Annotated in this window: 24 protein-coding genes and 1 pseudogene; 8 read left to right on the forward strand and 17 right to left on the reverse strand. The window is 36.8% G+C overall.

What is annotated here, in order from left to right; all coding sequences use genetic code 11:
- Window positions 1-83: 83 nt before the first annotated feature.
- The 10 genes from ACMZ42_RS05390 to ACMZ42_RS05435 form a co-directional block, all read right to left on the reverse strand.
- On the reverse strand, window positions 84-587 hold the full coding sequence (locus ACMZ42_RS05390) for a GNAT family N-acetyltransferase (protein WP_415730838.1): 504 nt from the start codon (window positions 585-587) through the stop codon (window positions 84-86).
- 279 nt (window positions 588-866) lie between these two features.
- On the reverse strand, window positions 867-1,520 hold the full coding sequence (locus ACMZ42_RS05395; RefSeq protein WP_415730839.1) for an L-fuculose-phosphate aldolase: 654 nt from the start codon (window positions 1,518-1,520) through the stop codon (window positions 867-869).
- Between the two features lie 44 nt (window positions 1,521-1,564).
- Window positions 1,565-2,353 carry a DeoR/GlpR family DNA-binding transcription regulator gene (locus ACMZ42_RS05400; protein ID WP_402872040.1) on the reverse strand — a complete coding sequence of 263 codons (789 nt, stop codon included), beginning with the start codon at window positions 2,351-2,353 and terminating at the stop codon, window positions 1,565-1,567.
- 20 nt (window positions 2,354-2,373) lie between these two features.
- Window positions 2,374-3,408 (reverse strand): S-methyl-5-thioribose-1-phosphate isomerase, encoded by a 1,035-nt coding sequence (gene mtnA, locus ACMZ42_RS05405; RefSeq protein WP_415730840.1) that lies wholly within the window; start codon window positions 3,406-3,408, stop codon window positions 2,374-2,376.
- Window positions 3,408-4,601 carry an S-methyl-5-thioribose kinase gene (gene mtnK / locus ACMZ42_RS05410; RefSeq protein ID WP_402872046.1) on the reverse strand — a complete coding sequence of 398 codons (1,194 nt, stop codon included), beginning with the start codon at window positions 4,599-4,601 and terminating at the stop codon, window positions 3,408-3,410. Before mtnK ends, mtnA begins: the two co-directional genes overlap by 1 nt.
- A 12-nt stretch (window positions 4,602-4,613) precedes the next feature.
- Window positions 4,614-5,588: an ABC transporter permease gene (locus ACMZ42_RS05415; protein WP_415730841.1), complete on the reverse strand. Its 975-nt coding sequence runs from the start codon at window positions 5,586-5,588 to the stop codon at window positions 4,614-4,616.
- On the reverse strand, window positions 5,575-7,098 hold the full coding sequence (locus ACMZ42_RS05420; RefSeq protein ID WP_415730842.1) for a sugar ABC transporter ATP-binding protein: 1,524 nt from the start codon (window positions 7,096-7,098) through the stop codon (window positions 5,575-5,577). The genes ACMZ42_RS05415 and ACMZ42_RS05420 overlap by 14 nt, the downstream gene beginning before the upstream one ends.
- A 67-nt stretch (window positions 7,099-7,165) precedes the next feature.
- Window positions 7,166-8,260 carry a sugar ABC transporter substrate-binding protein gene (locus ACMZ42_RS05425; protein WP_415730843.1) on the reverse strand — a complete coding sequence of 365 codons (1,095 nt, stop codon included), beginning with the start codon at window positions 8,258-8,260 and terminating at the stop codon, window positions 7,166-7,168.
- Window positions 8,261-8,671: 411 nt separating this feature from the next.
- Window positions 8,672-8,938, reverse strand: coding sequence for a YqkE family protein (locus tag ACMZ42_RS05430; protein WP_415730844.1), 267 nt, complete (start codon window positions 8,936-8,938; stop codon window positions 8,672-8,674).
- Between the two features lie 23 nt (window positions 8,939-8,961).
- Window positions 8,962-10,146 (reverse strand): acetyl-CoA C-acetyltransferase, encoded by a 1,185-nt coding sequence (locus ACMZ42_RS05435; RefSeq protein WP_415730845.1) that lies wholly within the window; start codon window positions 10,144-10,146, stop codon window positions 8,962-8,964.
- A 256-nt stretch (window positions 10,147-10,402) separates the two neighbouring features.
- Here ACMZ42_RS05435 and ACMZ42_RS05440 point away from each other — a divergent pair, with 256 nt between their 5' ends.
- The gene (locus tag ACMZ42_RS05440; RefSeq protein WP_370075062.1) at window positions 10,403-11,374 is read left to right on the forward strand and encodes an alpha/beta hydrolase; all 972 of its coding nucleotides are present in this window, start codon (window positions 10,403-10,405) and stop codon (window positions 11,372-11,374) included.
- A 601-nt stretch (window positions 11,375-11,975) separates the two neighbouring features.
- Here the strand turns inward: ACMZ42_RS05440 and ACMZ42_RS05445 are convergent.
- From ACMZ42_RS05445 to sirA, 3 genes are all read right to left on the reverse strand, one after another.
- Complete coding sequence (locus ACMZ42_RS05445; protein ID WP_370075063.1) at window positions 11,976-12,446, reverse strand: S-ribosylhomocysteine lyase; 471 nt, start codon at window positions 12,444-12,446, stop codon at window positions 11,976-11,978.
- A gap of 216 nt (window positions 12,447-12,662) precedes the next feature.
- On the reverse strand, window positions 12,663-12,881 hold the full coding sequence (locus ACMZ42_RS05450) for a YneF family protein (RefSeq protein ID WP_049668607.1): 219 nt from the start codon (window positions 12,879-12,881) through the stop codon (window positions 12,663-12,665).
- A gap of 102 nt (window positions 12,882-12,983) precedes the next feature.
- Window positions 12,984-13,409: a sporulation inhibitor of replication protein SirA gene (gene sirA / locus ACMZ42_RS05455; protein ID WP_053483154.1), complete on the reverse strand. Its 426-nt coding sequence runs from the start codon at window positions 13,407-13,409 to the stop codon at window positions 12,984-12,986.
- A gap of 285 nt (window positions 13,410-13,694) precedes the next feature.
- On the opposite strand from sirA, the gene ACMZ42_RS05460 reads away from it, so the two are divergent.
- The 6 genes from ACMZ42_RS05460 to ACMZ42_RS05485 all read left to right on the forward strand — a co-directional run bounded on the left by ACMZ42_RS05460 (window position 13,695) and on the right by ACMZ42_RS05485 (window position 18,584).
- Window positions 13,695-14,048 (forward strand): ABC transporter permease, encoded by a 354-nt coding sequence (locus ACMZ42_RS05460; RefSeq protein ID WP_370075064.1) that lies wholly within the window; start codon window positions 13,695-13,697, stop codon window positions 14,046-14,048.
- Between the two features lie 15 nt (window positions 14,049-14,063).
- A complete protein-coding gene (locus ACMZ42_RS05465) occupies window positions 14,064-14,699 on the forward strand; it encodes a PspA/IM30 family protein (protein WP_370075065.1) in 636 nt (211 codons plus the stop codon).
- Window positions 14,700-14,841: 142 nt separating this feature from the next.
- Window positions 14,842-15,966, forward strand: coding sequence for an alpha/beta fold hydrolase (locus ACMZ42_RS05470; RefSeq protein WP_415730846.1), 1,125 nt, complete (start codon window positions 14,842-14,844; stop codon window positions 15,964-15,966).
- A 293-nt stretch (window positions 15,967-16,259) separates the two neighbouring features.
- The gene (liaF, locus tag ACMZ42_RS05475) at window positions 16,260-16,943 is read left to right on the forward strand and encodes a cell wall-active antibiotics response protein LiaF (RefSeq protein ID WP_402872067.1); all 684 of its coding nucleotides are present in this window, start codon (window positions 16,260-16,262) and stop codon (window positions 16,941-16,943) included.
- A complete protein-coding gene (locus ACMZ42_RS05480; RefSeq protein WP_415730847.1) occupies window positions 16,940-17,977 on the forward strand; it encodes a sensor histidine kinase in 1,038 nt (345 codons plus the stop codon). The genes liaF and ACMZ42_RS05480 overlap by 4 nt, the downstream gene beginning before the upstream one ends.
- Window positions 17,952-18,584 carry a response regulator gene (locus tag ACMZ42_RS05485; RefSeq protein WP_370075069.1) on the forward strand — a complete coding sequence of 211 codons (633 nt, stop codon included), beginning with the start codon at window positions 17,952-17,954 and terminating at the stop codon, window positions 18,582-18,584. The genes ACMZ42_RS05480 and ACMZ42_RS05485 overlap by 26 nt, the downstream gene beginning before the upstream one ends.
- 197 nt (window positions 18,585-18,781) lie before the next feature.
- Here the strand turns inward: ACMZ42_RS05485 and ACMZ42_RS05490 are convergent, their stop codons facing one another.
- Window positions 18,782-19,441, reverse strand: coding sequence for an HAD family hydrolase (locus ACMZ42_RS05490; RefSeq protein ID WP_415730848.1), 660 nt, complete (start codon window positions 19,439-19,441; stop codon window positions 18,782-18,784).
- 25 nt (window positions 19,442-19,466) lie between these two features.
- Window positions 19,467-20,453: pseudogene (locus tag ACMZ42_RS05495) on the reverse strand (serine hydrolase domain-containing protein).
- A gap of 130 nt (window positions 20,454-20,583) precedes the next feature.
- Between ACMZ42_RS05495 and ACMZ42_RS05500 the strand changes: the two are divergent.
- Window positions 20,584-20,931 (forward strand): hypothetical protein, encoded by a 348-nt coding sequence (locus ACMZ42_RS05500; RefSeq protein ID WP_415730849.1) that lies wholly within the window; start codon window positions 20,584-20,586, stop codon window positions 20,929-20,931.
- Window positions 20,932-20,959: 28 nt separating this feature from the next.
- On the opposite strand, the gene tkt is transcribed toward ACMZ42_RS05500, so the two are convergent.
- Complete coding sequence (tkt, locus tag ACMZ42_RS05505) at window positions 20,960-22,954, reverse strand: transketolase (RefSeq protein WP_415730850.1); 1,995 nt, start codon at window positions 22,952-22,954, stop codon at window positions 20,960-20,962.
- Between the two features lie 126 nt (window positions 22,955-23,080).
- A complete protein-coding gene (locus ACMZ42_RS05510; protein WP_132363207.1) occupies window positions 23,081-23,314 on the reverse strand; it encodes a DUF896 domain-containing protein in 234 nt (77 codons plus the stop codon).
- Window positions 23,315-23,941 lie beyond the last annotated feature (627 nt).

Below are 23,941 nucleotides of genomic sequence, written 5' to 3' on the forward strand. Positions count from 1 at the left end.
GTATATAGGATACTGATCTATTAAGTGTATTACTTTGACTCTTTTTAAAAAAATTTAAAGTGTTCCCTTTGTTTTTTATAATCTTATTCGAATCTCCAAAAATATAGTTCTTTAGATTCTAAATATAAAATTGCTCCTGCTTTTTGTAATACTTTATGTGAGGCAATATTATTTTTATCCGTATCGGCAATTACATACTTAACGTTAGATTGACGTAGTAACCAATCTTTCATCATCCTAACAGCTTCCGTCATGTATCCCTTTCCCTGATATAGTGGAAATGTATAGTACCCGATTACGACATCGCCCTGCTCATTCGGTAGACCTTTTAGCATAATGCCACCAACAATACTATTTGTTTCTTTCGATACGATTAACCAATTTGTATGCCAAAAATAATTTTTTTCATCATCTAATACTTTTGATAATCTAAACTTCAAAGCTTGTCTTAGTTCCTCATCAAGATAAACTTCTTTACTACTAACTGACAACTCTATTTTCAATGACTTTTCATCATTGATTAGTAAGTCTAAACATTTTGCATTTAATGGGATTAATCTTAATTTTTTAGTGCTTAATTCAATCATTTTTTCTCTCCTATCATAGATTGTAACTAAACTATTATTAAGAGATATATGTATTGGCAGCGTCTCCCGTTTTTTATTTTTAAATAAAGGATAGCACTCTTCTACCCTTGTATTTAAAGGTGATTAATTTTATCATCCGAGGAATATAATGTAAATAAATTCTTCTTCACTATTATTGTTCCGATAAAAACATAAATCATTCCGATAAATCTCGAAATCTTTCCGATAAATAAAATATCCCTCCTCGAAAAGTTGATAATTTGAGGAGGGTTTATATGATTATTTATTTTCTACTGGTTTCCCGTAAGTTGTGAATCGTTCTAACATATATGTCATTTCTTGATCATCTAAAATAACTGGTGTGCCAATAGATCTAGCACGAACATATACTTCTGCACATAGTTCTATTTCTTCAGCGATATTAAAGGCTTCTTCCACATTCGCACCCGCTGCTAACAAACCATGATTAGCTAACAAAACTGCTTTCGAACCTTCCATTGCTTTAAGTGCATTTTCCCCGAGGTCTGGTGTACCAAAGCTTGCGTAATCAGCGCATTGAACTGCTTTACCTGCTACTGCAACCAGATAAGAGACTGCAGGTAAGGACTCACGCAAACAAGAAAGTGTTTTGGCAAAAATAGAATGTGTATGCACAACCGCTTCAAGTTCAGGGCGCCTTTTATATACCATTGTATGCATCGCCCATTCACTAGAAGGTTTATGATGCCCCTCGATTACATGCCCCTCTAAATCAATCAAAACGATATCAGCAGCAGTTAGCTCATCGTAGGGGATACCACTTGGACTGATGGCGACGCAATTTTCAGTAGGAACATAGATACTAACATTCCCACCAGTACCTTTCGTTAATCCATTTCGAATCATTAATTGACAATGATGAACAACTTTTTCTCGCTCTGTTTGTAGTCTCATCTTATTCCACCTTCCACTTTTGCTCTATCACAACATGGTGATGCTTATTTATTTCGCACAATGCGTAAATCTAAATTACTTTTCAAAAATTCATTAACGACTTCTTGCTGTTCGTCGTTAAACGGTTTAATTTCATCAACGATAATTGTAGAAATAGCATCGGCTGGCATGACTTGGAATAGTTTTTTGACGCCAACCTTGCTCTGATCAATAAGTGCTATTACCTCATTAGATTTGTGAATCATTGCTTGTTTAGCTTCGCCTTCATCAATTGTTGAGTCTGTTAATCCTTCTTGTAATGTCAAGCCCCTTGCAGAGATGAACAGTTTATCGATATTGATAGATTCCATATATTTTTTCAAAGACGTTCCCATCGTTGAAATAGAGTTTGGACGTACATAACCGCCAAGTAAAATCGTCGTCACTTCACTCGAAATTAAATCAAGGGCAACGCTTATATTATTCGTAACAACTGTTATATTCTTAATCCCTTTTATCAATTTTCCTACTTCTGCTGCCGAAGTACTTGCATCGATACCCACTACGTCCCCATCTTGAATTATTGTAACCGCTTCTTGAGCCATTAATTGCTTAGCTTCTAAATTTTCAGATGCGCGTAAATTTAAATTATCTTCAACAAAGGATTTTTGGATAGGCTTTGCACCGCCCAACACACGAATTAATAGCCCTTCACTTTCCATCTTTTCTAAATCGCGTCGAATCGTCATCTCAGACACTTGAAAACGTTCACTTAAATCTGAAATTTCTACGTAATTTTTTTGGTTCACTAGTTTATTAATTTCATCTTGTCTTCGTTTAAGAGAATTTGTCATGCGTGTCATCCTATCTTTGATTAGTTAAAAATTGCACGCACCTTTTCTTCTGTCGGGTGTTCGATAATCCCTTTTTCTGTAACAATCGCTGTTATGAGTGCAGCAGGTGTCACATCAAAGGACGGATTGTACACCTTTACATCAGCTGGCGCGATGTATTGTCCTGTTGGTTTTAACACTTCATCTACACTACGCTCTTCAATCGGGATATTTGCACCAGTTGGGCAATGTAAATCAATCGTTGGTGTAGGTGTCGCTACATAAAAGGGAATATTATAGTATTTTGCTAAAATGGCCACCCCGAGTGTACCAATCTTGTTAGCAACATCGCCATTTGCAGCTACACGATCACAGCCAACAATGACTCCCTGCACTTTGCCCTGTGCCATCACCGTCGCTGCCATATTATCCGTAATCAACGTAACATCAATACCAGCATTAAAGAGTTCAAAAGAGGTAAGCATGGCACCTTGGAAACGAGGTCTAGTCTCGTCAGCAAATACTTTAAAACTCATCCCCCGCTCCTTTGCCAAATAAAAAGGAGAAGTTGCTGTGCCATATTTTGTCGTAGCCAAAGCGCCGGCATTACAATGAGTTAGTACCCCTTGGCCATCTTCCAATAGCGTCAATAAATGTTCACCTATGGAACGATTAATCTCGATATCTTCAGTATGAATAGCAATTGCCTCTTGTAATAAAATGTCTTGGAACGTTGCTAAATCACTCGTCTCTATTTGCAAAGCTTTCTGTTCCATTCTTTCTAAAGCCCAGAATAAATTGACAGCTGTAGGACGAGACGTTGCTAAATACTGTACTTGCTTTTGTACTTCTTCCTTTGCCGCACTAACGGAACCTTCATAGTGCTGAATCGCCACATATACCCCGTAAGCTGCTGTTACACCTATGGCGGGAGCCCCTCGTACTATCATTGTATGAATAGCATTCCATACTTTTTCTACAGTTTGGACTTCTACATACACAATGTCATTTGGCAATTTTGTTTGATCTAGTAGAATGAGTGTATCTTTTTTCCATTCTATTGTATTTAATTCCATTAAATCAACACCCCATTCTTATATTTTAGTAATAGCTTTATATAGCCCTGAATATGGCTGATTTCCTTATTTAAAATACACTCTTTCGCAATCTTTAAACAACGTCTTTCGGCTGTTATACGAGCGTCTTTTGGTTCAATGGTCGTAATATCTGCTACTTTGGCTAAGCCAATTATTCGACGGTTCATCTCAATCCCTGCAATTGCAAATGCATCTCGACTGATTCGTTCCATATAGTCATCGAGTAAGGTTGCATAAACAGCAAACTGCTCCGTTGATGTTGCTAAGATATTTCGTGCCTTCTTGTGGAATAATTGAATAGTAGATAGTAATGTTTCTTCAATCCACGAAACAAATTCGTCTTCTTCGTAAGCTAATCCTCTTGCCCAGGAAAATGTTAGGTTGGCGATTAAATTCCCCACATCATAACCTATAGGTCCATAAAAGGCGAATTCTGGATCAATAACCTTCAATGTTTTCTCATTAATAAAAATAGAGCCTGTGTGCAAATCACCATGTAAAAGCGCTTGTGCCTCTGTTAAAAACTGTATTTTCCGTTTAGCAACTTCTAAATGTAAATCTGTATCCTCGTATACATACGAATGTATCCACTCTTCATTTCCAGCCGTTAGAATATTTTGCTTTTTGAAATCAATATAAGGCTCTGTATAAACTAGATGTTCTGTAATTTCACACAGCTCAGGGTTGATGAATCGCTTTTGACATTCTTTTTTCTTTTTTGGATCTAATAAAAAATCCGTTGTTCGAATAAGATTTTCCGCCATAAAAGTAGAGATTAACTCGGCGAAATGATCAAACGTTTTAAATTCGTTCAATTGCTTTCTCATAATCTCAAAATCTTTTAAATCTTCCATTACGCAACAACTCATAACTTCATCAAACAATAAAATTTCTGGTACAAGGGAAGGTGTCAGTTCCCCTTCAATTATTAAAGCTTCTGTTTCTATTCGATTCCGATCTGTCGAGAGCACGAAATCATCAGAGATACGAGCTTGTGGACCAGCTTGTTTGACGATGACAGAGTCACCTTGCTCATTTTTCACACGAAATACATAATTTAAATTGCCATCACCAATTTCGTCACTATGTAGCGTTCCACTAAAACCTTTAATTTTTGCTTGTACATAGCTTTTAACATCTTCTTCGTTCATTAAAAAATATTTGGAATACATAACAATAACCTCCTATTTTTTTCTGCTGTAGTACGTTGAAGCTAGCGCAAATGCTAAAACAAGTCCTTTAATAATATTTAAAGAATAGTAAGGAACTGATAACATTACTAATCCATTTTCTAAAATACCGACTAATGCGGCTCCGAATAATGTTCCAATGGCATTTGGTTTACCATGACCAGCGAATGATTGCCCTATAAAAGCAGCAGCAACAGCTGGCATTAAATACCCTGCACCTGCATTAATTTGCGCAGACCCGATTTGAGATGCGAGTAATAACCCACCAATCCCAGCTAAAACTGCTGAGAAAATATAAGCTAACATTTTATAACGGTTGACAGGAATTCCCGATAATTTTGCTGCTTCTTCATTGCCTCCAACAGCGTATAAAAAACGTCCATGTTTGGTATATGTTAAAAATACATGTACTAACATAACGATGACCACCATGATTAAAATGATCCAAGGTGTCTTACTTAACAATAAGAAGAAATCCGAAATTCTACCTTCTGTTGGTGTCCCATCTAAACGAGGCATACCAACAGAGATTGAACCACCTCCTGTATATGTCATAGCAACACCTTCAACAATAAACATAGTTGCTAATGTGGCAAACAAATCGGGTATTTTCACTTTTACGATTAAAAACGCATTAAATAGTGCTACACAAAGCACGGCTAAAATAGCAACCAAGATGGATACACTTGTTGGCATGCTAAACCATACAAACATAGATACAACAACTGAGTTCGCCAATGTGGCTGTCGAACCAATCGATAAGTCGAAACCATTAACAGATAAAGAAACTGTTAATCCAACTGCTATAATCGTAACGATTGAAATACTTCTTAAAATATTTAAGACATTATTTGTTTGCATAAAATTAGGGATAGAAACAGTAAAAACAATAATCAATAAAATAACAGCTAATACAATTGCCCAATCCTTTATAAATAATAGCGTTTGATTATTTTTACGCTCTTGCATACGCTTCCCCTCCAGTAGCATAGAACATAACTTCATCTTCTGTCGTTTCGCTTGTGACTAACTCTTTCACAATTTTCCCATCGTACATCACATAGATTCGATCGGTAATTAACAAAATTTCACTTAATTCACTTGTCGCATAAATAACGCTCTTTCCTTCTTTTGCCTGCTCATCAATTAGATTAAAAATATCGCTTTTAGCTCCAACATCGACACCTTTTGTAGGTTCATCAAAAAGAAGAATTTCTGCATCGGTCATTAACCATTTACCAATTGCGATTTTTTGTTGGTTACCACCAGAAAGATTCGCTACCTTTTGAAGTTCGTTCGGTGTTTTAGCGCCTATTTTTTGAATCATTGATCGAGCAGCCTCTCGTTCATTCGCTTCTTTAATAAAACTACCTAAACGTGTGAATGGCCGTAAATTGACCATCGATAAATTTTTGAATATCGGCTCTTCAACAAATATCCCTTCTTTCCGGCGTTCTTCAGGAATTAAACCGAAACGGTTTTTAACAGCATGGTAGGGACTTAGGTTTTTAATAGGTTTCCCATACAATTCCATAGAACCAGATTTAATATTAGACATACCAAATATCGCTTTGCATAATTCTGTTTTACCAGCTCCAACTAAACCAGCCAGACCAATAATCTCATGTTTATTGACATGAAAAGATACGTCATTTACTAAGCCTGAATCGTCGACAAGATGGTTGATCTGTAAGGCTATTTGTCCTTTTTCTTTTAATTGTTTGTGATGAACTAAATCAAAAGTTTTACCAAGCATTTGCTCGATAACTTGATTTTGAGTAATCCCTTCAATTAAGCTTTCTTTTACAATTTTGCCGTCTTTCATAATGGTAATTTTTTCGCAGATTTCAAATAGCTCTGGTAATCGGTGAGAGATAAAGACAATTCCAAGATGATGATTTTTAACTAAATCTCGAACTAGAGAAAACAATTTCTCAGTTTCTGCTTGGCTTAAAGGGGCGGTAGGTTCATCTAATATAAGAAATTTTCTCTCATGAATTAATGCCCGCGCTATTAACACCATTTGTTTATCCGCTAAAGAAATATCCTGCACCTTTTTTTCAATATTTAACTTAATACCAATCCGATCTAACACATCTTTTGTACTCTGACGGATTTTTCGCCAATTGATAATTGACTTTTTATCGAATATCAGTTGATCTAGCATAATATTCTCTGCAACACTTAAATAGGGTATTAACGCTGTATCTACTTCTTGATAAACAATATCTATACCTAATTCCTTTGATTTTTTCGCATCAGTAATAGAAACTAGTTCATCGTTTATAAAAATATCACCCGTATAATGCGGATAGGCTCCTGAAAGAATTTTCATTAGAGTCGATTTACCAGCCCCATTAGCACCAATGACAGCGTGAATTGTGCCTGATTCTAGTTGAAAATCGACATCACTTAAGGCTTTCACACCGGGAAATTCGATTGAAATTTTTTTCATCTCAATGACTGTCTTGGCTTTCATAGCTAACACGCCTTTCACTTTTAGGTAAAAGAAAACGTCTTATTGAAAACAAGACGTCATCTTTGTATTATTTTGAATAGTGTTCACGTAATGTTTTCATCCATTCCTCATCAAAATCAGTAGATACGCCCCAACCATCAATAATTTCATTTAAATTGAGCATCGTTGTATTATCTTTTAAATCACTTTGTTTAATTAGCTTTGCTTCTAAATCATACTCTGCTGGAGTTTCTTCACCCGCTAATTTTTTCGCCATTAAACGCATATTCATACGACCGATTAGCGCTGGGTCTACAGCAGCTGTGGAAATCCATTGACTATTATTTTCTTTCATTAAGTTAATATCTTGATTTGATACATCGATTGAAACCAATTTAATGTCTGAACGATTGTTATCTACTAATGATTTATAAGCCCCTTTTGCTAACTCATCCCATGAACCCCAAATAGCATCTACTGTACCTTCTGGATATTTTGCTAAAACGGCATTCACTTTTGCAGCAATATCACCTTGAATATCTTGGAAATTAGTAGGTCCAATTGTTTCTAAAGTGACAATTTCACCTTTATCTTCAAACTCTTTATATATTTCCTGACGTCTATCTAAAGGAGATAATCCCCCAAACCATAGTTTAATAACCTTTACAGGCTCCTTACTTAAATCCGCAATTTCTTGAAGAGATAAACGTGCTAACTCATAATCATCTTGGAATGTAGCAGTAACACCATCTAAACTCTGACCATTCTTTTTAGCGACAGTATCAAATAATGTCACTTTAATCCCTTTATCAACAGCAGGCTTAATCATGTCATATGAATAATCTTCTTTACCGTGTGAAATAATAATACCGTCATAGTCTTGCTGTATAATTTGCGAAACTAATTCTTGGAACTTAGCATCATTATTTTCAACTATCTGCGTATCCACTTTGAACCCCAGCGCTTCGCCTTCCTTACGTGCACCATCTAAAAATTGTTTCGTATGATCATCTGATGCTAGATTACGTAATACAGCAATTTTTTTACCGTTTTGTACACCTTCAGGAACACCTTCAATAATTTCGTTTGTGTCACTTTTAGCATTATTTCCGCTATTGTTACTACAAGCTGCCAAAACAAGTATTCCCACAAGCAACATCAACGAGACTCCAAATCTTTTCATGAAAATCCCCCTTTTCTATTAAAAAATGATATGAAACTCTCGACTAAGCATCAATTTCAAATAATCATATTATTCAGAATACTTTTTGTCAACTTAAAATGTTAAATAAAATCATTTTTTAGTTATTTTTTTTCATCAATAATTACATTTTGTTTATTTTAAACGGAATTATTAATCGAAACGTTTATTATTTCACAATACAGAAGAATATATAAAATCAAATCTTTTATCCTCGTGAGTAAGACAAATCTATTTGGTAGTTTTCACGATTCTCAAATTAAATAATAAAAAAACTGTTTTTAAAAATAGTATTTGGCAACAATTTTTTTTCTAATTGTTCCGATAAATCTCGAAATCTTTCCGATAAAACATAAAAAACAGTGAATCCACATTTGGATTCACTGTTTCTCTTTAAAATTTTGAGCCTTTATCGCCGTATTCGTTTAGTAGTTCCTCAAACGATTTGTTTTTTTCGCGTTGTTTGCGCTCAAAGGCTAGTTTTGCTTGGCGCTCTTCTTCTGCGGCCTGCTCTTTCGCTGTTAAATCTTGCTTGGCCGCTTTTAATTTGGCAAGCACGTCACCGCCTAGCTGATCGGCTAATGTAACTGCCTCCTGCTTTGGTAGACTAGCTGTTACGCTACTATCCACGTGTTGCTGTTGTTTTCGTTTCTTTCCCATTGCAATTCACCTTCTTATTCACTTCAAGGGCGCTTGACTACAGTTGCTACACCTTGTCCACCACCGATACATAGTGTTGCGAGACCTGTCTTTGCATCACGCTTTTCCATCTCATGTAAAAGTGTTACTAAAATACGTGCTCCACTTGCACCAATCGGGTGGCCAAGGGCAATTGCGCCCCCGTTCACATTTAGTTTATCATGATTAAAGCCTAGTTCGCGATCTACAGCGATTGATTGAGCTGCAAAAGCTTCATTTGCTTCAATTAAATCTATATTATCTAACGTTACATCAGCTTTTGCCAATGCTTTCTTTACGGCCGTTACAGGGCCAGTTCCCATTATAGCTGGGTCAACACCCGCGCTTGCATTCGCTGTAATTAGTGCGAGAGGTCGAATGCCTAACTCGTCCGCTTTTTCTTTCGACATAACAACGACAGCCGCTGCACCATCGTTGATGCCTGATGCGTTTGCTGCTGTTACGGAGCCATCCTTTTTAAAGGCAGGTCGTAGTTTTGATAGCGACTCAGCTGTAACGCCTTGACGCGGGAATTCATCTTTATCAAAAATAATAGGATCGCCCTTACGTTGAGGAATTTCCACCGCAACGATTTCCTCGTTAAACTTCCCTGCTGCCATTGCCGCTTCTGCGCGCTGTTGTGAACGTGCTGCAAAGGCATCTTGTTCCTCTCGGGAAATCTCATAGGCATCACATAAATTTTCAGCTGTAACGCCCATATGATAGTCATTGAATGCACACCATAATCCGTCATGAATCATCGTATCGACTACTTTTTGATCTCCCATGCGGAAGCCTTCTCGTGCATTTCTTAATACATACGGTGCTTGGCTCATATTTTCAAAGCCACCTGCAACGACAATATCCGCATCACCTGCTAAAATGGCTTGTGTCGCTAAGTGAACCGATTTTAGTCCTGATCCACAAACTTTATTAATCGTTAATGCAGATACTTCATGTGGCAAGCCTGCTGCAATCGCTGCTTGACGAGCTGGATTTTGTCCAAGTCCAGCTGATAAAACATTCCCCATAATAACCTCGTCAACTTGTTCACCTGCTACACCAGCACGTGCTAATGCTTCTTTAATAACAATACTCCCTAATTTTGTCGCTGGTACGTCCTTTAATGTTCCTTGGAATGAACCAATAGCTGTACGTACAGCACTTACTATTACTACTTCTTTCGTCATAAACATTCTCCCCTTTTCCCCGTTCAAAAATGAACACTGCATGCATATGCTACTAGCAGATATATCTATTTTAACAAATATTTTGACGATTTTCGATAATAGAAATAATCGCAGTTTTGCTAAAGATAATGTAAAATGTTGACGTGTTTTAAACAATCTCAGTTGGGAACATTACAATTAAGAAAAGTGCATACATACAAAAGATGTCGCTTGTATGCCAAGACAACAAAAGAAACAGGACGTGGAGGTGCTAATAATGAAAAAGAAAATGCTTTTATTTTCAGGTATAACAACGACGATTGCCGCAGCAGCAACTGGTCTATTCGGCTTCGCGCTCTCCAATAAATTAATGTACATTAAGCAAAAGGATCCTGAATTTGTTCGTGAACGTGAAACCACTGCTAAACGTTTTGATGAAGCTTGGTACAATAAAAATTTAAAATGTGAATTAAATATTGACTCGCCAAATGGCTATACGATTCGCGGCATTATGTTTCAGCCATTGGAAACAAATAATACCATCATTATTTGCCATGGCGTAACAGAAAATAAAATCAACTCCGTCAAATATGCTCGACTTTTTGAACGACTTGGCTACAATTCCGTTATTTTTGACCATCGTAGACATGGGGAGACAGGTGGAAAAACGACTAGCTACGGCTATTATGAAAAAAATGACCTTGACGCAGTAGTCAAAACGATAAAGGCAATGATTGGAGAAGACGCCATTCTTGGTATTCACGGTGAATCGATGGGTGCCGCAACAATGCTACTATATGCAGGAACTGTAGAGGATGGTGCAGATTTCTATATTTCTGATTGCGCGTTTTCTGATTTTTCAATGCTGCTGAAACAAATTGCGAAGACGGAATTTAAATACGGCTCGATTATTCCAATTCGTTTTGCAGATTTTTTTGTCCGCTTACGAGACGGTTATTCGTTTAAAAGCGTGACACCTTCTGAGGCTGTGACAAATATCGAAAAGCCTGTGCTTTTTATCCATAGTATACCTGACACATTTATCCCAGCTTCCATGTCACTGGATTTATACAATAAAAAAAGTGGTCCTAAGAAACTGAAGCTTTTTGATAAAGGTGCTCATGCACAGTCCTTTAATGAAAATATGGCTGAATATGAGGATTTAATCCATGACTTTTTAGAAAACTTCATCTATCAAAAAATTAATCGTGATTCTTCTTCATCTAATGTCATTCCATTTCATTTTTAGGACAAATGAAAACAATGTGTCAACATTAAATAAAATGTAGCTCTTCTGCAAAACGAGGGGTTGATTTCCGTTCCGACTGGGCGCTTTGCCGCTGACGCTTTGCTTTCGCTACAGAAAACATTTGTTGCTTTCGCACAGAGCAAAGTTTCCTGGGGGCGTCCGATGAGTCGCTTAGACCAACACGATGTTGGTCACGAAGGCGTTATCACAGGACGTGATGGTTTTAGCCTTCGTTCCCCTAGCGCTATTTCCCAAGGAGTCGCCCAGTCTCCACTCCAATCAACCAATTCACATAGCATGTACCTTCTGACATGTCAGCGGCATCATAAAAGACGGAAAGCGAGTAGCCTAGGATTGAATTCACCCTCATTTTAAGCTCCATAACATTCATAAAAATTTCCTTGACCATTTTATTTTTCAATGAAATGAAAGTGGCATATTAAATAAAGTATGGCTCTTCCTCAAAATGTATCTGTGGAAAAGCAAAGTGGCACGACTCTCACAGATAACATAAAAAACCTTGCAATACTGAACTACACTTCCAATTGTTAGATGGTGTTAACAATTGGGTGCAGCTCGATACGCAAGGTTTTTAAATTTTTTATTCTGCAAAAACGATATGCCATTCATCACGTTTTGCTAAAAATTCTTTAGCTAACGCTTGTGCACCTTCTAGACTATGGCTAGCTGCCCAGCCGCATTGTACTTCATTGCACGCAGGGACTGCAGTGGCCTTTGTTACATCCATAAATGTTTTTTCTAAAATATTTAATAAGTCTTCATAATCATTGTGATTTATTAGCGATACATAGAAGCCTGTTTGGCAACCCATTGGACTGAAATCAACAATATGATCAGAGTAATTGCGAATAATGTCTGCCGATAAATGCTCTAAGGAATGTAATGCAGGCATTTCCATATGCTCTTTATTTGGCTGTTTAAATCGAATATCATATTTGTACACTTCATCGCCTTTTTTTCCTGTTTTAACACCTGCTAAACGTACATATGGCGCTTTTACTTTCGTATGATCTAAATCAAAACTTTCAACATTTGTTTTTTCTTTCTGCAATACAAACAACTCCTTTATATAGAATATTTTTATTATAACGAGTTTTCCGATAGATTTATATGCTTTTTATAAATTATTCAAATAATTTATAAAATTCAATTTTACATTGGCGTAATTGTTGTTGCTGTCGCTTCGCTTTCGCACAGTAAACAATTGCTATAAGAAGTAAAAAAACAACCAGCCCGGCTTGGACTAGTTGTTCTTTAAAAATTCCAATTATTTTTGGAATTTATTCATTTGTGACATCATTTGACGTACTTGCTTTTCAGACGGAGTACGACCCATTTGCGCCATCATCATACGAATCATTTGTTCGTTAATTGGTGGGTTTTCTTTTAAATATTTCATCATAGCTTGACGAGCTAAAAAGAAACCAAGTGCTGCGCCCGCTGCTAATGCGATAATTACGATAATAATCCAGCCCCATGTAGGCATACAACCAACCTCCTCCACTACAATATATACCGAGAAAAAAACTCTCCACGCTCCATTATACACCAAATATTAGCGTGTTACTATATATTGTAGTGAAAATTCCTAATGCATTGTATACTTCATTGGCTTTAGCCACCCACACTCATTATCTTGTTTATTAAATGCAATAAAGCGCTCGCTCATCTTCGCAAGCATTTGGAATAGATCCAAATCAAGCATTCGTGAACCCTCACAATAAACACAAATTTTGCGTTCCACTAAATAAATAGCCATTTTTCCTTTTATAGGATGTTCTAAAAATAAAGCATTACGAGCTCTCTCTAAATGTGCATACTTAGAATCTAGTTGCGCCTCAAGCATCGTAGCAATCTCATCGAAGCGTACGGTTTCACATATATATGCAAGCTCTTTTAAGGATTTCTCGTTAGCGTCTTCACAGCCCTGCATCATTTCTAATAACTTACGCTCTCTGCCGAAAATAAACGTTAAATGCTCTTCTTTTATTTTATATATGGAATAGGTTCTCACTAGAAATCCTCCTTCGCTCATTTCTTTTTCATAAGTATAGCTCATCCAAACTTTTTAATTTGTCAAACGAAGGAGGCATTCATCTTCTATTTTTGTCGAAAACTTTCTACTTTCCGTTCTATCAAATGCTTTATGGCTAATTAAGTTTTTTACAATTTTAAGCTTCTTCTATAGTACTTAGAATATTCTCAGCCTCAAGACCTAGAGTAAAATCAATTTCCAGTCCGTTTTAGCAAAGCTTTCTAATAGGTAATATAAAGGTATCAACGAAAGGAGCTAAAACATATGAGAAAATTTTTTCTACTAATCGGAGGCTTTATCGCAGGATGTGTTGCACTCGCTTTAACTGGACCACTTGCAGGTCTACTATTTTCTGGATTGTTTGTAGCACTCGGTATGCACTTCTACACTTCAAGTAAATCGACATTCGGTAAAATCTTATGGTTTACAGTGGGTCTGATTGGTGTGCTATCAGCAATATCTAATATCCCTGCAATGGTTGGTTTAGCAGCAATCGCTGTCATCTATGTTATCTATAAAAAATGGAATGGCGAAGATGTAAAAATCCCAACAATTGAAGCTAAAAAAGAAGATCCATTTACAAACTTTGAAAAAGAGTGGTCTAACTTAACAAAATAAAAGGAGCGAATTTACATGAACTTATTTCAACGTTTTAAATATACAATAGAGGCAGATTTACATCAGTTATTTGATAAGAAGGAACAAAAAAATCCAATTGCGATGTTAAACCAATATATTCGTGAAGCAGAAAAACAAACAGAGCAAACTGGAAAATTATTAGAGCGTCAAGGTCAGTTAAAAGAAAAACTAGAGCAAGAATTTAAGCAAAATGCAGAATTACTAGCTAAACGTGAGTCTCAACTAACATTAGCTACTACTAGCGGCGAACAAGATTTAATCGATTTTGCTTCTGATGAAGTTGCTGCTTACACAGCACGTAACAATACATTACAAGCTAGTATCGAAGCTAGTACACGTGAATACTTCGAGCTTGAACGCAAATTTGAAACGATGAAGCACAAAATTAAAGACATGAAAGTGCGTCAATTACAGCTTATGGGCAAAGAAAACGTCACACGCGCTCACCATCAAATGGACGGAATGATTGCTAAAAACAACAAAACCAACTTTGAAGATTTAGAATCGTATATCGATAAGCTTGCTTACCAAATCGACAAAGATCATGAAGTAACATCTTTCGAGTCTCGTCTAGCGCAGCTAGAAAAAAATGTCGCAGAAGACGCACCACTGCTAATTGAAAATAAATAACAATAACTGCTAATTGAAAAAAATAACATGTTATAATAAAAGAAATAAGGGATGCCTCAATTATTGAAGCATCCCATTTCTTTGAAGAAAAACCTTTGCACTTATTGAAGGTGACCAAAAAGAGATAAAGGAAATTGTAATAATGAAAATAATAGTAAACAGAAAGTGGTTTAGTCCTATGATTAAAATATGTCTTTTTGTAATTTTTATTCTTATATTACTTATATTCATGTTATTAGGTTATCGCTTCATAGTACAACAACAAATTAAACAAAAAAGTGCTGAAATCATCGAAAATGGTGGTATTAGCGAGTTAAAGGAAATCAATGTAAATGGAGATAAACAATATATATTGGTAGAAGGAAAAGATAAGGAGAAACCATTTTGTTTATTCTTACATGGTGGGCCAGGATCACCATTCCCCTATGGCGTGAGTGCGCGAACATTGTATCCTGAAATAACCGAAAATTGCGTTGCCGTTTATTATGATCAAAGAGGTTCCGGAAAAAGTTTTAACAAGAAAATAACGAATGATACACTGACCCTTTCTCAATTTACAAAAGATGCTAATATAATAGTGGATTATATTAGAGAACACTATCAGCAGGAAAAAATATTTGTCATTGGTCAGTCCTTCGGTACAGTCATTGGAACTCAATTAGTATCTAATTATCCTGAGAAGTTCCATGCCTACTTAGGAATTTCTCAATTAACCAGTACTATTAAAGGCCAAGAACTTGGATACAATTGGTTACAGAGTGAAGCTAGAGCTAATAGAGATAAAAAAACACTCCGAATTTTAGAAGATATAGGAAAAGGTCCTTATTTAGCAAAAGATGAGGATCAATTTAGCGATCTTATCAATCAATATAAAGGCATGAATTATTTTGATGATACGATCAAGAAAGTGAATATCTTTGAATTGGTAAAAGGGGCTTTTACTTCCCCTGATTACTCTTTACAGGATCTGTATAAAGCATTTATTTCAGGACCACAATTTAGCCTTATAAAAAGCCAAGAGCTAAAAAAAGAAATCATCCTTACTAATTTTTTTGATTCTGTAAAAAGTATAGATATACCCGTTTATTTTATACAAGGTAAATATGATAAACAGACAAATTATGAACTAGCAAAGCAATATTATGAGTTATTAGATGCACCAAATGGTAAGGAGTTTATCACTTTAGAGCACTCTGCTCATTATCCAAATACACTGGATTCAACGTTGATGAATGACACAATCATAAAAATGCTTGAAGATAATTAAAAGGCTCATCACCAAAAATTGGGAAGACATTTGTAAAAACGCATGCCATATATTTAAGTTGATTGGAGTGGAGGCTGGGCGACTCCTTGGGGATTAGCGTCACAGATGAGACCCTGGAGCGAGCAGCGCGAGTGAAGCGGCTCATCGGACGCCCCCAGGAAAGCGCACAGCCGGAACGGAAATCAACCCTACGTTATGGTAATGAGATAATCAAAAACACTTTTACATGAAATATCTTATTTTAGGAGAAGTTCGTCTTCTCTCATCAATTTGTAGAAAGAAGGTTGACCCTCTTGCAAAATTTCACAACTAATAAGCTCACATTTGGGGTACTATGCTTCTTTTTACTCGTTTTTGTGGAGCTCACAATTTTTAATAACGGTGGCGCCTTTTGTCTATTGATTGGAGTAGGACTTCTTTATTTAAGCTTCTCGAAAAAAAATCGTTTCTTTAAATGGACAGGAATTTTCTTTATCTCCATTGCACTCTTTACGATGTGGAGTTTACGCTTATTTATCGTCATCATTCTCTTATATATGCTCTATCAATACTTACAAAGAGAAAACTCAGCAAAAGTTGTTGGTTTGGAGCTTTTCGAAAAGCTTCCCACTACGAAAAACGAATTATTCGGTACATTGCCTGCGCCAGTGGAAGCCTATAAATGGCAAGATGTCCAAATACAGCGACTTGCAGGTGATATTACGATTGACACAACACAAACAATTTTACCTGCCGGCACAAGCATCATTACGATTCGACAAGGCATTGGTAAAGTACAAATTTATATCCCCTATGAAATTCCATTCCGCTTACACTATACGACATTGTTTGGTGAAATAAAATGCCTACATGTTGGACCACAACGCTTACTGAATGAGAGTGTAAGTTTTTCAGATGGGAACCCTGAGGATGCAAAACGTACACTTGTCATACACGTTGCAACATGGCTTGGGGACTTGGAGGTGCTACGTAAATGATTGCCTTTATCTCAAGAATATTTACTTTACTTTTTATGTTGATGAGCGCTACATTCGGTCTCCTTGTCGCTGTTTGGGGCGAGCCAAACGAGAAAACATGGGAGCCATTATGGCAGCAGAATTATAATAATATCCCACTCGGTGGTTTTATTGTCATCACTCTTTTTGCAATTAGTTTACTGGTTGCAAGCTGGATTAGTATGACTGCCCGTGCAAGAGAAGCTCAGGCAACCCGCATCGTGAAACAGCTAGTTGAACCTGATTTTGTATTACCAAAAAAGCAGCCTTTACCAAAGCCTTTGAAAAAAGCTTTAGTTCAAACAAGCGAGCTAATTGATACTCAACGAAAAAGCCTACAGCGCTTATCCAATGAACGTGCAGAAGCTAACGATAAAATTATTCAAGAGCGCATTATTGCTGAACGTCAACGCCTTGCTCGTGAGCTCCATGATTCTGTATCACAGCAATTATTCGCCGCTTCGATGTTACTGTCCGCATTAACCGAAACCGATGAAAATGCTACAAGCTTAAAGCAGGTCGAAAAAATTGTGCAACAGGCACAGCTTGAAATGCGCGCATTATTATTACATTTACGTCCAGTAGCTCTGCATAATAAAACGCTAGCACAAGGTCTTGAGGAGCTCATTATTGAGCTACAACAAAAAGTATTCTTTCATATTGAATATGAGCTTGAGGAAATGGCATTATCCAAAGCGGAGGAGGATCATTTATTCCGTATTGCACAGGAGGCGTTATCGAATACGCTACGCCATGCCAAAGCGAGTGATGTTGAATTACTGCTCGTTGCCCGCGATGATTTAGCTATTTTACGTATTCAGGACAATGGCCTCGGCTTTGATGTCGAAGCCGATAAATCTACTTCTTACGGACTGCAAAACATTGCTGAACGTGCTGTAGAGATTGGCTGTACGTACAAAATTGTATCAGTGCCTGGAGAAGGTACAATTGTAGAGGTTAAAGTTCCTCTACAAAAGGAGGTTGAAGTGAATGATTCAAGTGTTAATAGTGGATGACCACGAAATGGTGCGGATTGGTGTTTCTGCCTATCTATCAGCACAACCAGATATCACTGTTGTAGGTGAAGCTGAAAATGGTAAAGAGGCAGTGGAACGTGCTCTTGAGCTGCGTCCTGACATTATTTTAATGGACAATGTAATGCCAGTCATGACAGGAGCTGAAGCGACAGCTGAAATTTTAGCAGCATGGCCAGAAGCAAAAATTATGATGGTAACAAGTTTTTTAGATGATGATAAAGTTTACCCTGCATTAGAGGCTGGTGCAGTCAGCTATATTTTAAAAACATCAAATGCAAAGCAAATCGCTGATGCCATTCGTAAAACAATGGGCGGTGAAACTGTTTTAGAGCCAGAAGTAACATCAAAAATGATGCATCGCATGCGCCACGGCAATAGTACACCACTGTATGAGCAACTTACCGAGCGTGAAATGGAAGTATTATTGCTAATGGCTAAAGGCAAAGCAAATCAGGAAATTGCCGACGATTTATACATTGCATTAAAAACCGTGAAAACACATGTCAGCAACATTTTAGCGAAGCTCGATGTTCAAGATCGCACACAAGCAGTTGTCTACGCTTTTCAAAACGGGCTGGCGAAGTAGTTTTTCTTGAGTCGTTTGGTTTATCAGCGATTTTGCTGGGTTTATCAGCGATTTTACCCGGGCTATCAGCGATTTTCGCGCTTTTATCAGCGATTCTACCCGGGCTATCAGCGATTTTTGCACTTTTATCAGCGATTCTATCTGTTTTCCAAAAAAAATACGAAACTGCATTGATAGAAATGCAGCTTCGTATTTGTTTAACCTAATCTATTAAAAAGTTCTTGCAGCTCGTTTACACTGTTCACTATGTATGTTGCTTGTGCATCCTTTAATTCTTCGAGTGAGCCATAACCATAAGTAACACCGATAGAATCAATTTGATTTTCATGTGCTCCAACAATATCGTATTTACGATCTCCAATCATTATAAATTGATCGATATTAACCTCATTATAATGTTCACGTGCAAATGTGATAACTTCTCCTTTAGCTGACCGTGTACCATCTAAATTACTACCAGCGACAAAGTCAAAAAAATGTTCAAGGTTGAAATATTGTATAATTTGTTCTGCAAATACAGTTGGCTTAGATGTGGCTATTGCTAACTGATAACCCTCCTTTTGTAAATACTCTAATAAAGATGATATATTTTGATACAATTTATTCTCATACATGCCGGTTTGGATAAACCGTTCACGGTAATCAGCAATCGCTTGCTGTATTTGAACATCATCCATTCCATATATTTCTCTAAATGATACTTGCAGCGGTGGCCCAATAAATGTTTCAAGATGATCTAGGTCTTCTTCAACTATACCGATTTTTTCCAAAGCATATTGAACAGATTTCGTTATCCCTATTTTAGGATCAGATATTGTACCGTCTAAATCAAATAACACTACGCTATACTTTTTCATCACTAGCTCCTTTTTTATTATCCCTTTATTGAATTGATTGATATACGCTAGAACCAAAATCATGAATATCCTTGATGTAATCAAACCCTTCAGGTGAACCAAAGCTATTAAATCCATGAACTGCCACAATATTTTCTTTAGGAATTACCAATAGAGCAACACTTGTGAAACCAAGTAGTTGAAAGCTTCCTTGTGGTAATATTGGGCTTAACTCTGTAATCCCTTCTCTCTGTTGTGGCTGAACAAACCAGAAAAAACCATTAGTTGGCAAGTTCTTTGGTTTAGTATTCGGGGATTGAATTGTCGTTAATAACTGTATGATTTCTTCAGGTATTATTTGTTTTCCGTGTAATCTCCCTTTATCAAGATGCACTTGTCCCCACTTGGCTAGCTCTCTTAAGGTGCTATACATATTCATTTTGCTGCCATCACATACGTCGCTTTCATACCAAAATGGACTATCATTATGTATTACTTCAATATGCTGTTCGTTTTTTTCACTGAACCAATTTGTTTCAGTAATAGACAATGGCTGAAATATTTGCTCATCCACAATTTCTGCAATAGTTTTTCCAGTTGCTTAAAAAATGACTTTAGCAAGTAGTTCTACATTGATATCTCGGTATGCCCAGTTATATCCTGCTTTGAATTCCTTCATTACTTTTTCATTTTGCCTACGTAAACCGTGAGAATGGGTGAGTAGATGTCTAATTGATACATCAGCAAATATTTTTTCATTCTCTAAATAATCACTTAGTTTATCATCTATTGAAGCAATATAGTTATGATAAAGCGCATATGCTACAGCAAATCCTACATATGTTTTACGAACAGAAGCAAGATGAAAAAGAGTATGTGGTCCTACACTTTTGGCGTCTTTTTGTTGTCCTTGCACACCAAAATATTCTTCTAGTACGGTTTGACCATGCTTATTAATAATAACTCCGCCACCTGTACAATCTAATTGCGAGAAAGTTTTCTTTACTTGTGTAAGTATAGCTTGTGAATTCATTTAAATACCCCACAACATTTCTAGGTCGATGCCTACATTTATTATTGTATATCAAATGGAAATTAATACTAGATGAGTTTTGAGAAACCTTTTATTACCAAAAACGTTATTAATTTTAAGGAGGGGTTGTGTGGATACTCAATTTACTTATAAGCATTTCGTAAATGAAAATACGTTTTCACTTCTTGATCCGATTTTTGAAGCTACCCTACTTTTTGCTGTTTTACTACTTATTATTGTGATTGTAAAAAAAGTATCTATTTGGTTTTGTATACTTTTTGCAAGCCTCTCAGTAATTGTCACAGGTCAGCTTCTTTGGTTTAGTGGCATTATAGCTGATGAGCTAAACCTAGGAGGAGGTACCAAGGGCTTTTACTGTTTTGTCATTATGCTACTAATTCATTGTGCAGCTATTTGGATTTCTTTATTGAAGTCCTCTAAACATGAAAAAATACCGCAGTACTCAGAGGAGATTTAACCTACTGAGTATTGCGGTATTTTATAAATTATAGCGCTTTTACCTTCGCTACAACATTTTCTACTGTGAATCCGTATTTTTCCATTACTAATTCACCTGGTGCAGAAGCGCCGAACTTGTCAATTGCAAGAACGTCCCCTTCAAAACCAGTGTATTTATGCCAGCCGAATGATGAGCCCATTTCGATTGCAAGACGTTTTGTTACAGCTTTTGGAAGAACAGATTCTTTGTAAGCTGCATCTTGTTTTTCGAAGCGATCCATAGAAGGCATTGAAACAACTGCCACATCTACACCATCAGCTTTTAATGCTTTTTGTGCTTCTACTGCAAGTGAAACCTCAGAGCCTGTTGCAATTAAAATGGCATCTGCCACTTCTTTTGTAGCAGGAGATACTGTATAAGCACCTTTAGTAACACCTTCACGTACTGTATCAATAGATGCGTCAAGCACAGGTAAGTTTTGACGAGATAATACTAAAACAGTTGGTGTTTTTTCAGATGCTACTGCTAGTTCCCATGCAACTGCTGATTCATTTGCATCAGCTGGGCGAACAACAGATAAATTTGGCATTGCACGTAAAGATGAAAGGTGTTCGATTGGTTCATGTGTCGGACCATCTTCCCCTACAGCAATTGAGTCATGTGTAAATACATAAGTAACAGGAAGACCCATTAGTGCAGAAAGACGTACAGCTGGACGAACATAGTCAGAGAATACGAAGAATGTACCACCGAATACGTTAACACCACCGTGTAGTGCCATACCGTTCATAGCAGCACCCATTGCAAACTCACGTACACCGAACCAAATATTACGGCCAGCATAATCGTCAGCTGAGAAATCTCCAGCGTCTTTCATCGTTGTTTTATTTGAGCCAGCAAGGTCAGCTGAACCACCGAAGAATGATGGAGTTTTCTTCGCAATGGCATTGATTGCATCTCCAGAAGATGAACGAGTTGCTACTGATTTACCTGCTTCATAAACTGGTAATTCTGAAGCGAAATCCTCTGGTAATTGACCATTCATTGCGTTTTCAAATTGTGCTGCTAATTCTGGGAACTCTTGCTTATATGCTTCAAACTTAGCATTCCAAGCTTCTTCAGGTTGTGCCCCTTGAACTTCAGCAGCTGCTGCGAATGTATCATATGCTTCAGCAGGAATTTGGAATGGCTCGTGCGCCCATTCATATGCTGCTTTTGTTAAAACGACTTCATCTTGACCAAGTGGTGCGCCGTGAGAAGCAGCTTTACCTGATTTGTTTGGTGAACCAAAACCGATAACAGTTTTCACTTCAATAAGTGTTGGCTTGCCAGTTGATTTTTTAGCTTCTTCGATTGCTGCGTTAATTGATGCAACATCTGTACCATCTGCAACTTTTAAATAGTTCCAGCCATAAGATTCAAAACGTTTTTGAACATTTTCTGAGAATGATTTTTCTAAATCGCCATCTAAAGAAATATCGTTTGAATCATATAAAACGATTAACTTTTCAAGTTTTAAGTGACCTGCTAAAGAGATAGCTTCAGCTGCTACACCTTCCATTAAATCGCCATCGCCACAAAGTGCAAATGTATAGTGATCAACGATGTCATGTCCTGGTTTATTGTAAGTAGCTGCTAAATGGCGTTCAGCCATTGCCATACCAACTGTCATAGCAATACCTTGACCTAGAGGACCTGTTGTTGCCTCTACCCCAACAGTATGACCGTATTCAGGATGTCCTGGAGTTAATGAATCCCATTGACGGAAGTTTTGAATTTCTTCCATTGGTAAGCCGTAGCCACCTAGATGAAGTAGGCTATATAAAAGCATAGAGCCATGACCTGCAGAAAGTACAAAACGATCGCGGTTAAACCATTTTGGATTAGCCGGATTATGGCGAAGTTGTTTTGTCCAAAGCGTATAAGCCATTGGCGCTGCCCCCATCGGTAAACCTGGGTGACCTGAGTTTGCTTTTTCAATTGCATCGATTGACAAAGTTCGGATAGCATTAATCGCTAGTTGATCCGCATGTTGAGTCATTATTTTGTGACATCCTTTCTCGTCCTATATATTGTTCTTATACAGTTTAGTCAACATTACTTCAGAAAACAATGGTTTTGTTATACTATTAACGTTTTATTACATACTTTATAGAAATGTGACACATTAATTTAGAAATTTATTTTTTTTCGCTTGTTTAACTTTTTCTGGTGTTACATCATTTCCTTCAGCATCTACCACTTTTACGTTTTCAATTGTATCACGCATTGTTGATCTAAATGTATCTAGATATTCTTTACGAAGCGCTGATCGTTCCTTAGCTTCTGCCTCTGTTAATGTACCACTTTTAGCCTTAGCAGAAAGTTCATTGATTCGGTTAATTTTTTCTTTTGATAACATAGTTACACACCTTTCAATACATATCTTAATGAATATGGTATGCAAAGTATAGCATGTTTTCCCTTGAAATGCAGTTATACCAACCTTTCTAGCACTAGTTTATTCTTTAAGATAGTGCAAAAAAAGCTTATTTTTGGGGCTAGTGGGCTGATTTGGGGCTAATACATACGACGAGCGTGTGCCAGAATGTGTAAGATAAAAGATTGGGGTTAATGCTGCAATCTCTTTTTAATCGGTATGATGATCAATCCTGGAGCCGGATTTTATATCCTTGTACAGCATGATCCAATGCTTCAACAACCAGATCTCGTTCATTTTTCGTCCGAATTGAACCTGGGAACTAATTTTTAAAAAAGAACTTAGATAACGGGAAAAGGTGTTAGTCATTGGAGGGAATAGAATTTGGTTTAGCGATTTAGAAAAAGTCCATAGTAATAAAATATACCCAAAACTAAAATTTATATTCACAAGATGATTTAACAGAAGATAAGCAGCCAAAAAGTATTTATAAAGACATATAAAAGATTCAGATGATATTATAATTTCCACATTTTGATTATGAATAAAATTCTTGAATATACTATGCAAAAGAGTCTTTTAAGATTATAAGGTGAATAAACACAAAAA

Source organism: Lysinibacillus sp. NPDC056185 (assembly GCF_047737915.1).
Classification (GTDB): Bacteria; Bacillota; Bacilli; order Bacillales_A; family Planococcaceae; genus Lysinibacillus.

Coding starts and splice junctions, on each gene's coding strand:
- ACMZ42_RS05390 (WP_415730838.1), bottom strand. CDS start 587: ATGATTGAATTAAGCACTAAAAAATTAAGATTAATCCCATTAAATGCA.
- ACMZ42_RS05395 (WP_415730839.1), bottom strand. CDS start 1,520: ATGAGACTACAAACAGAGCGAGAAAAAGTTGTTCATCATTGTCAATTA.
- ACMZ42_RS05400 (WP_402872040.1), bottom strand. CDS start 2,353: ATGACAAATTCTCTTAAACGAAGACAAGATGAAATTAATAAACTAGTG.
- mtnA (WP_415730840.1), bottom strand. CDS start 3,408: ATGGAATTAAATACAATAGAATGGAAAAAAGATACACTCATTCTACTA.
- mtnK (WP_402872046.1), bottom strand. CDS start 4,601: ATGTATTCCAAATATTTTTTAATGAACGAAGAAGATGTTAAAAGCTAT.
- ACMZ42_RS05415 (WP_415730841.1), bottom strand. CDS start 5,588: ATGCAAGAGCGTAAAAATAATCAAACGCTATTATTTATAAAGGATTGG.
- ACMZ42_RS05420 (WP_415730842.1), bottom strand. CDS start 7,098: ATGAAAGCCAAGACAGTCATTGAGATGAAAAAAATTTCAATCGAATTT.
- ACMZ42_RS05425 (WP_415730843.1), bottom strand. CDS start 8,260: ATGAAAAGATTTGGAGTCTCGTTGATGTTGCTTGTGGGAATACTTGTT.
- ACMZ42_RS05430 (WP_415730844.1), bottom strand. CDS start 8,938: ATGGGAAAGAAACGAAAACAACAGCAACACGTGGATAGTAGCGTAACA.
- ACMZ42_RS05435 (WP_415730845.1), bottom strand. CDS start 10,146: ATGACGAAAGAAGTAGTAATAGTAAGTGCTGTACGTACAGCTATTGGT.
- ACMZ42_RS05440 (WP_370075062.1), top strand. CDS start 10,403: ATGAAAAAGAAAATGCTTTTATTTTCAGGTATAACAACGACGATTGCC.
- ACMZ42_RS05450 (WP_049668607.1), bottom strand. CDS start 12,881: ATGCCTACATGGGGCTGGATTATTATCGTAATTATCGCATTAGCAGCG.
- ACMZ42_RS05460 (WP_370075064.1), top strand. CDS start 13,695: ATGAGAAAATTTTTTCTACTAATCGGAGGCTTTATCGCAGGATGTGTT.
- ACMZ42_RS05465 (WP_370075065.1), top strand. CDS start 14,064: ATGAACTTATTTCAACGTTTTAAATATACAATAGAGGCAGATTTACAT.
- ACMZ42_RS05470 (WP_415730846.1), top strand. CDS start 14,842: ATGAAAATAATAGTAAACAGAAAGTGGTTTAGTCCTATGATTAAAATA.
- ACMZ42_RS05480 (WP_415730847.1), top strand. CDS start 16,940: ATGATTGCCTTTATCTCAAGAATATTTACTTTACTTTTTATGTTGATG.
- ACMZ42_RS05485 (WP_370075069.1), top strand. CDS start 17,952: ATGATTCAAGTGTTAATAGTGGATGACCACGAAATGGTGCGGATTGGT.
- ACMZ42_RS05490 (WP_415730848.1), bottom strand. CDS start 19,441: ATGAAAAAGTATAGCGTAGTGTTATTTGATTTAGACGGTACAATATCT.
- tkt (WP_415730850.1), bottom strand. CDS start 22,954: ATGACTCAACATGCGGATCAACTAGCGATTAATGCTATCCGAACTTTG.
- ACMZ42_RS05510 (WP_132363207.1), bottom strand. CDS start 23,314: ATGTTATCAAAAGAAAAAATTAACCGAATCAATGAACTTTCTGCTAAG.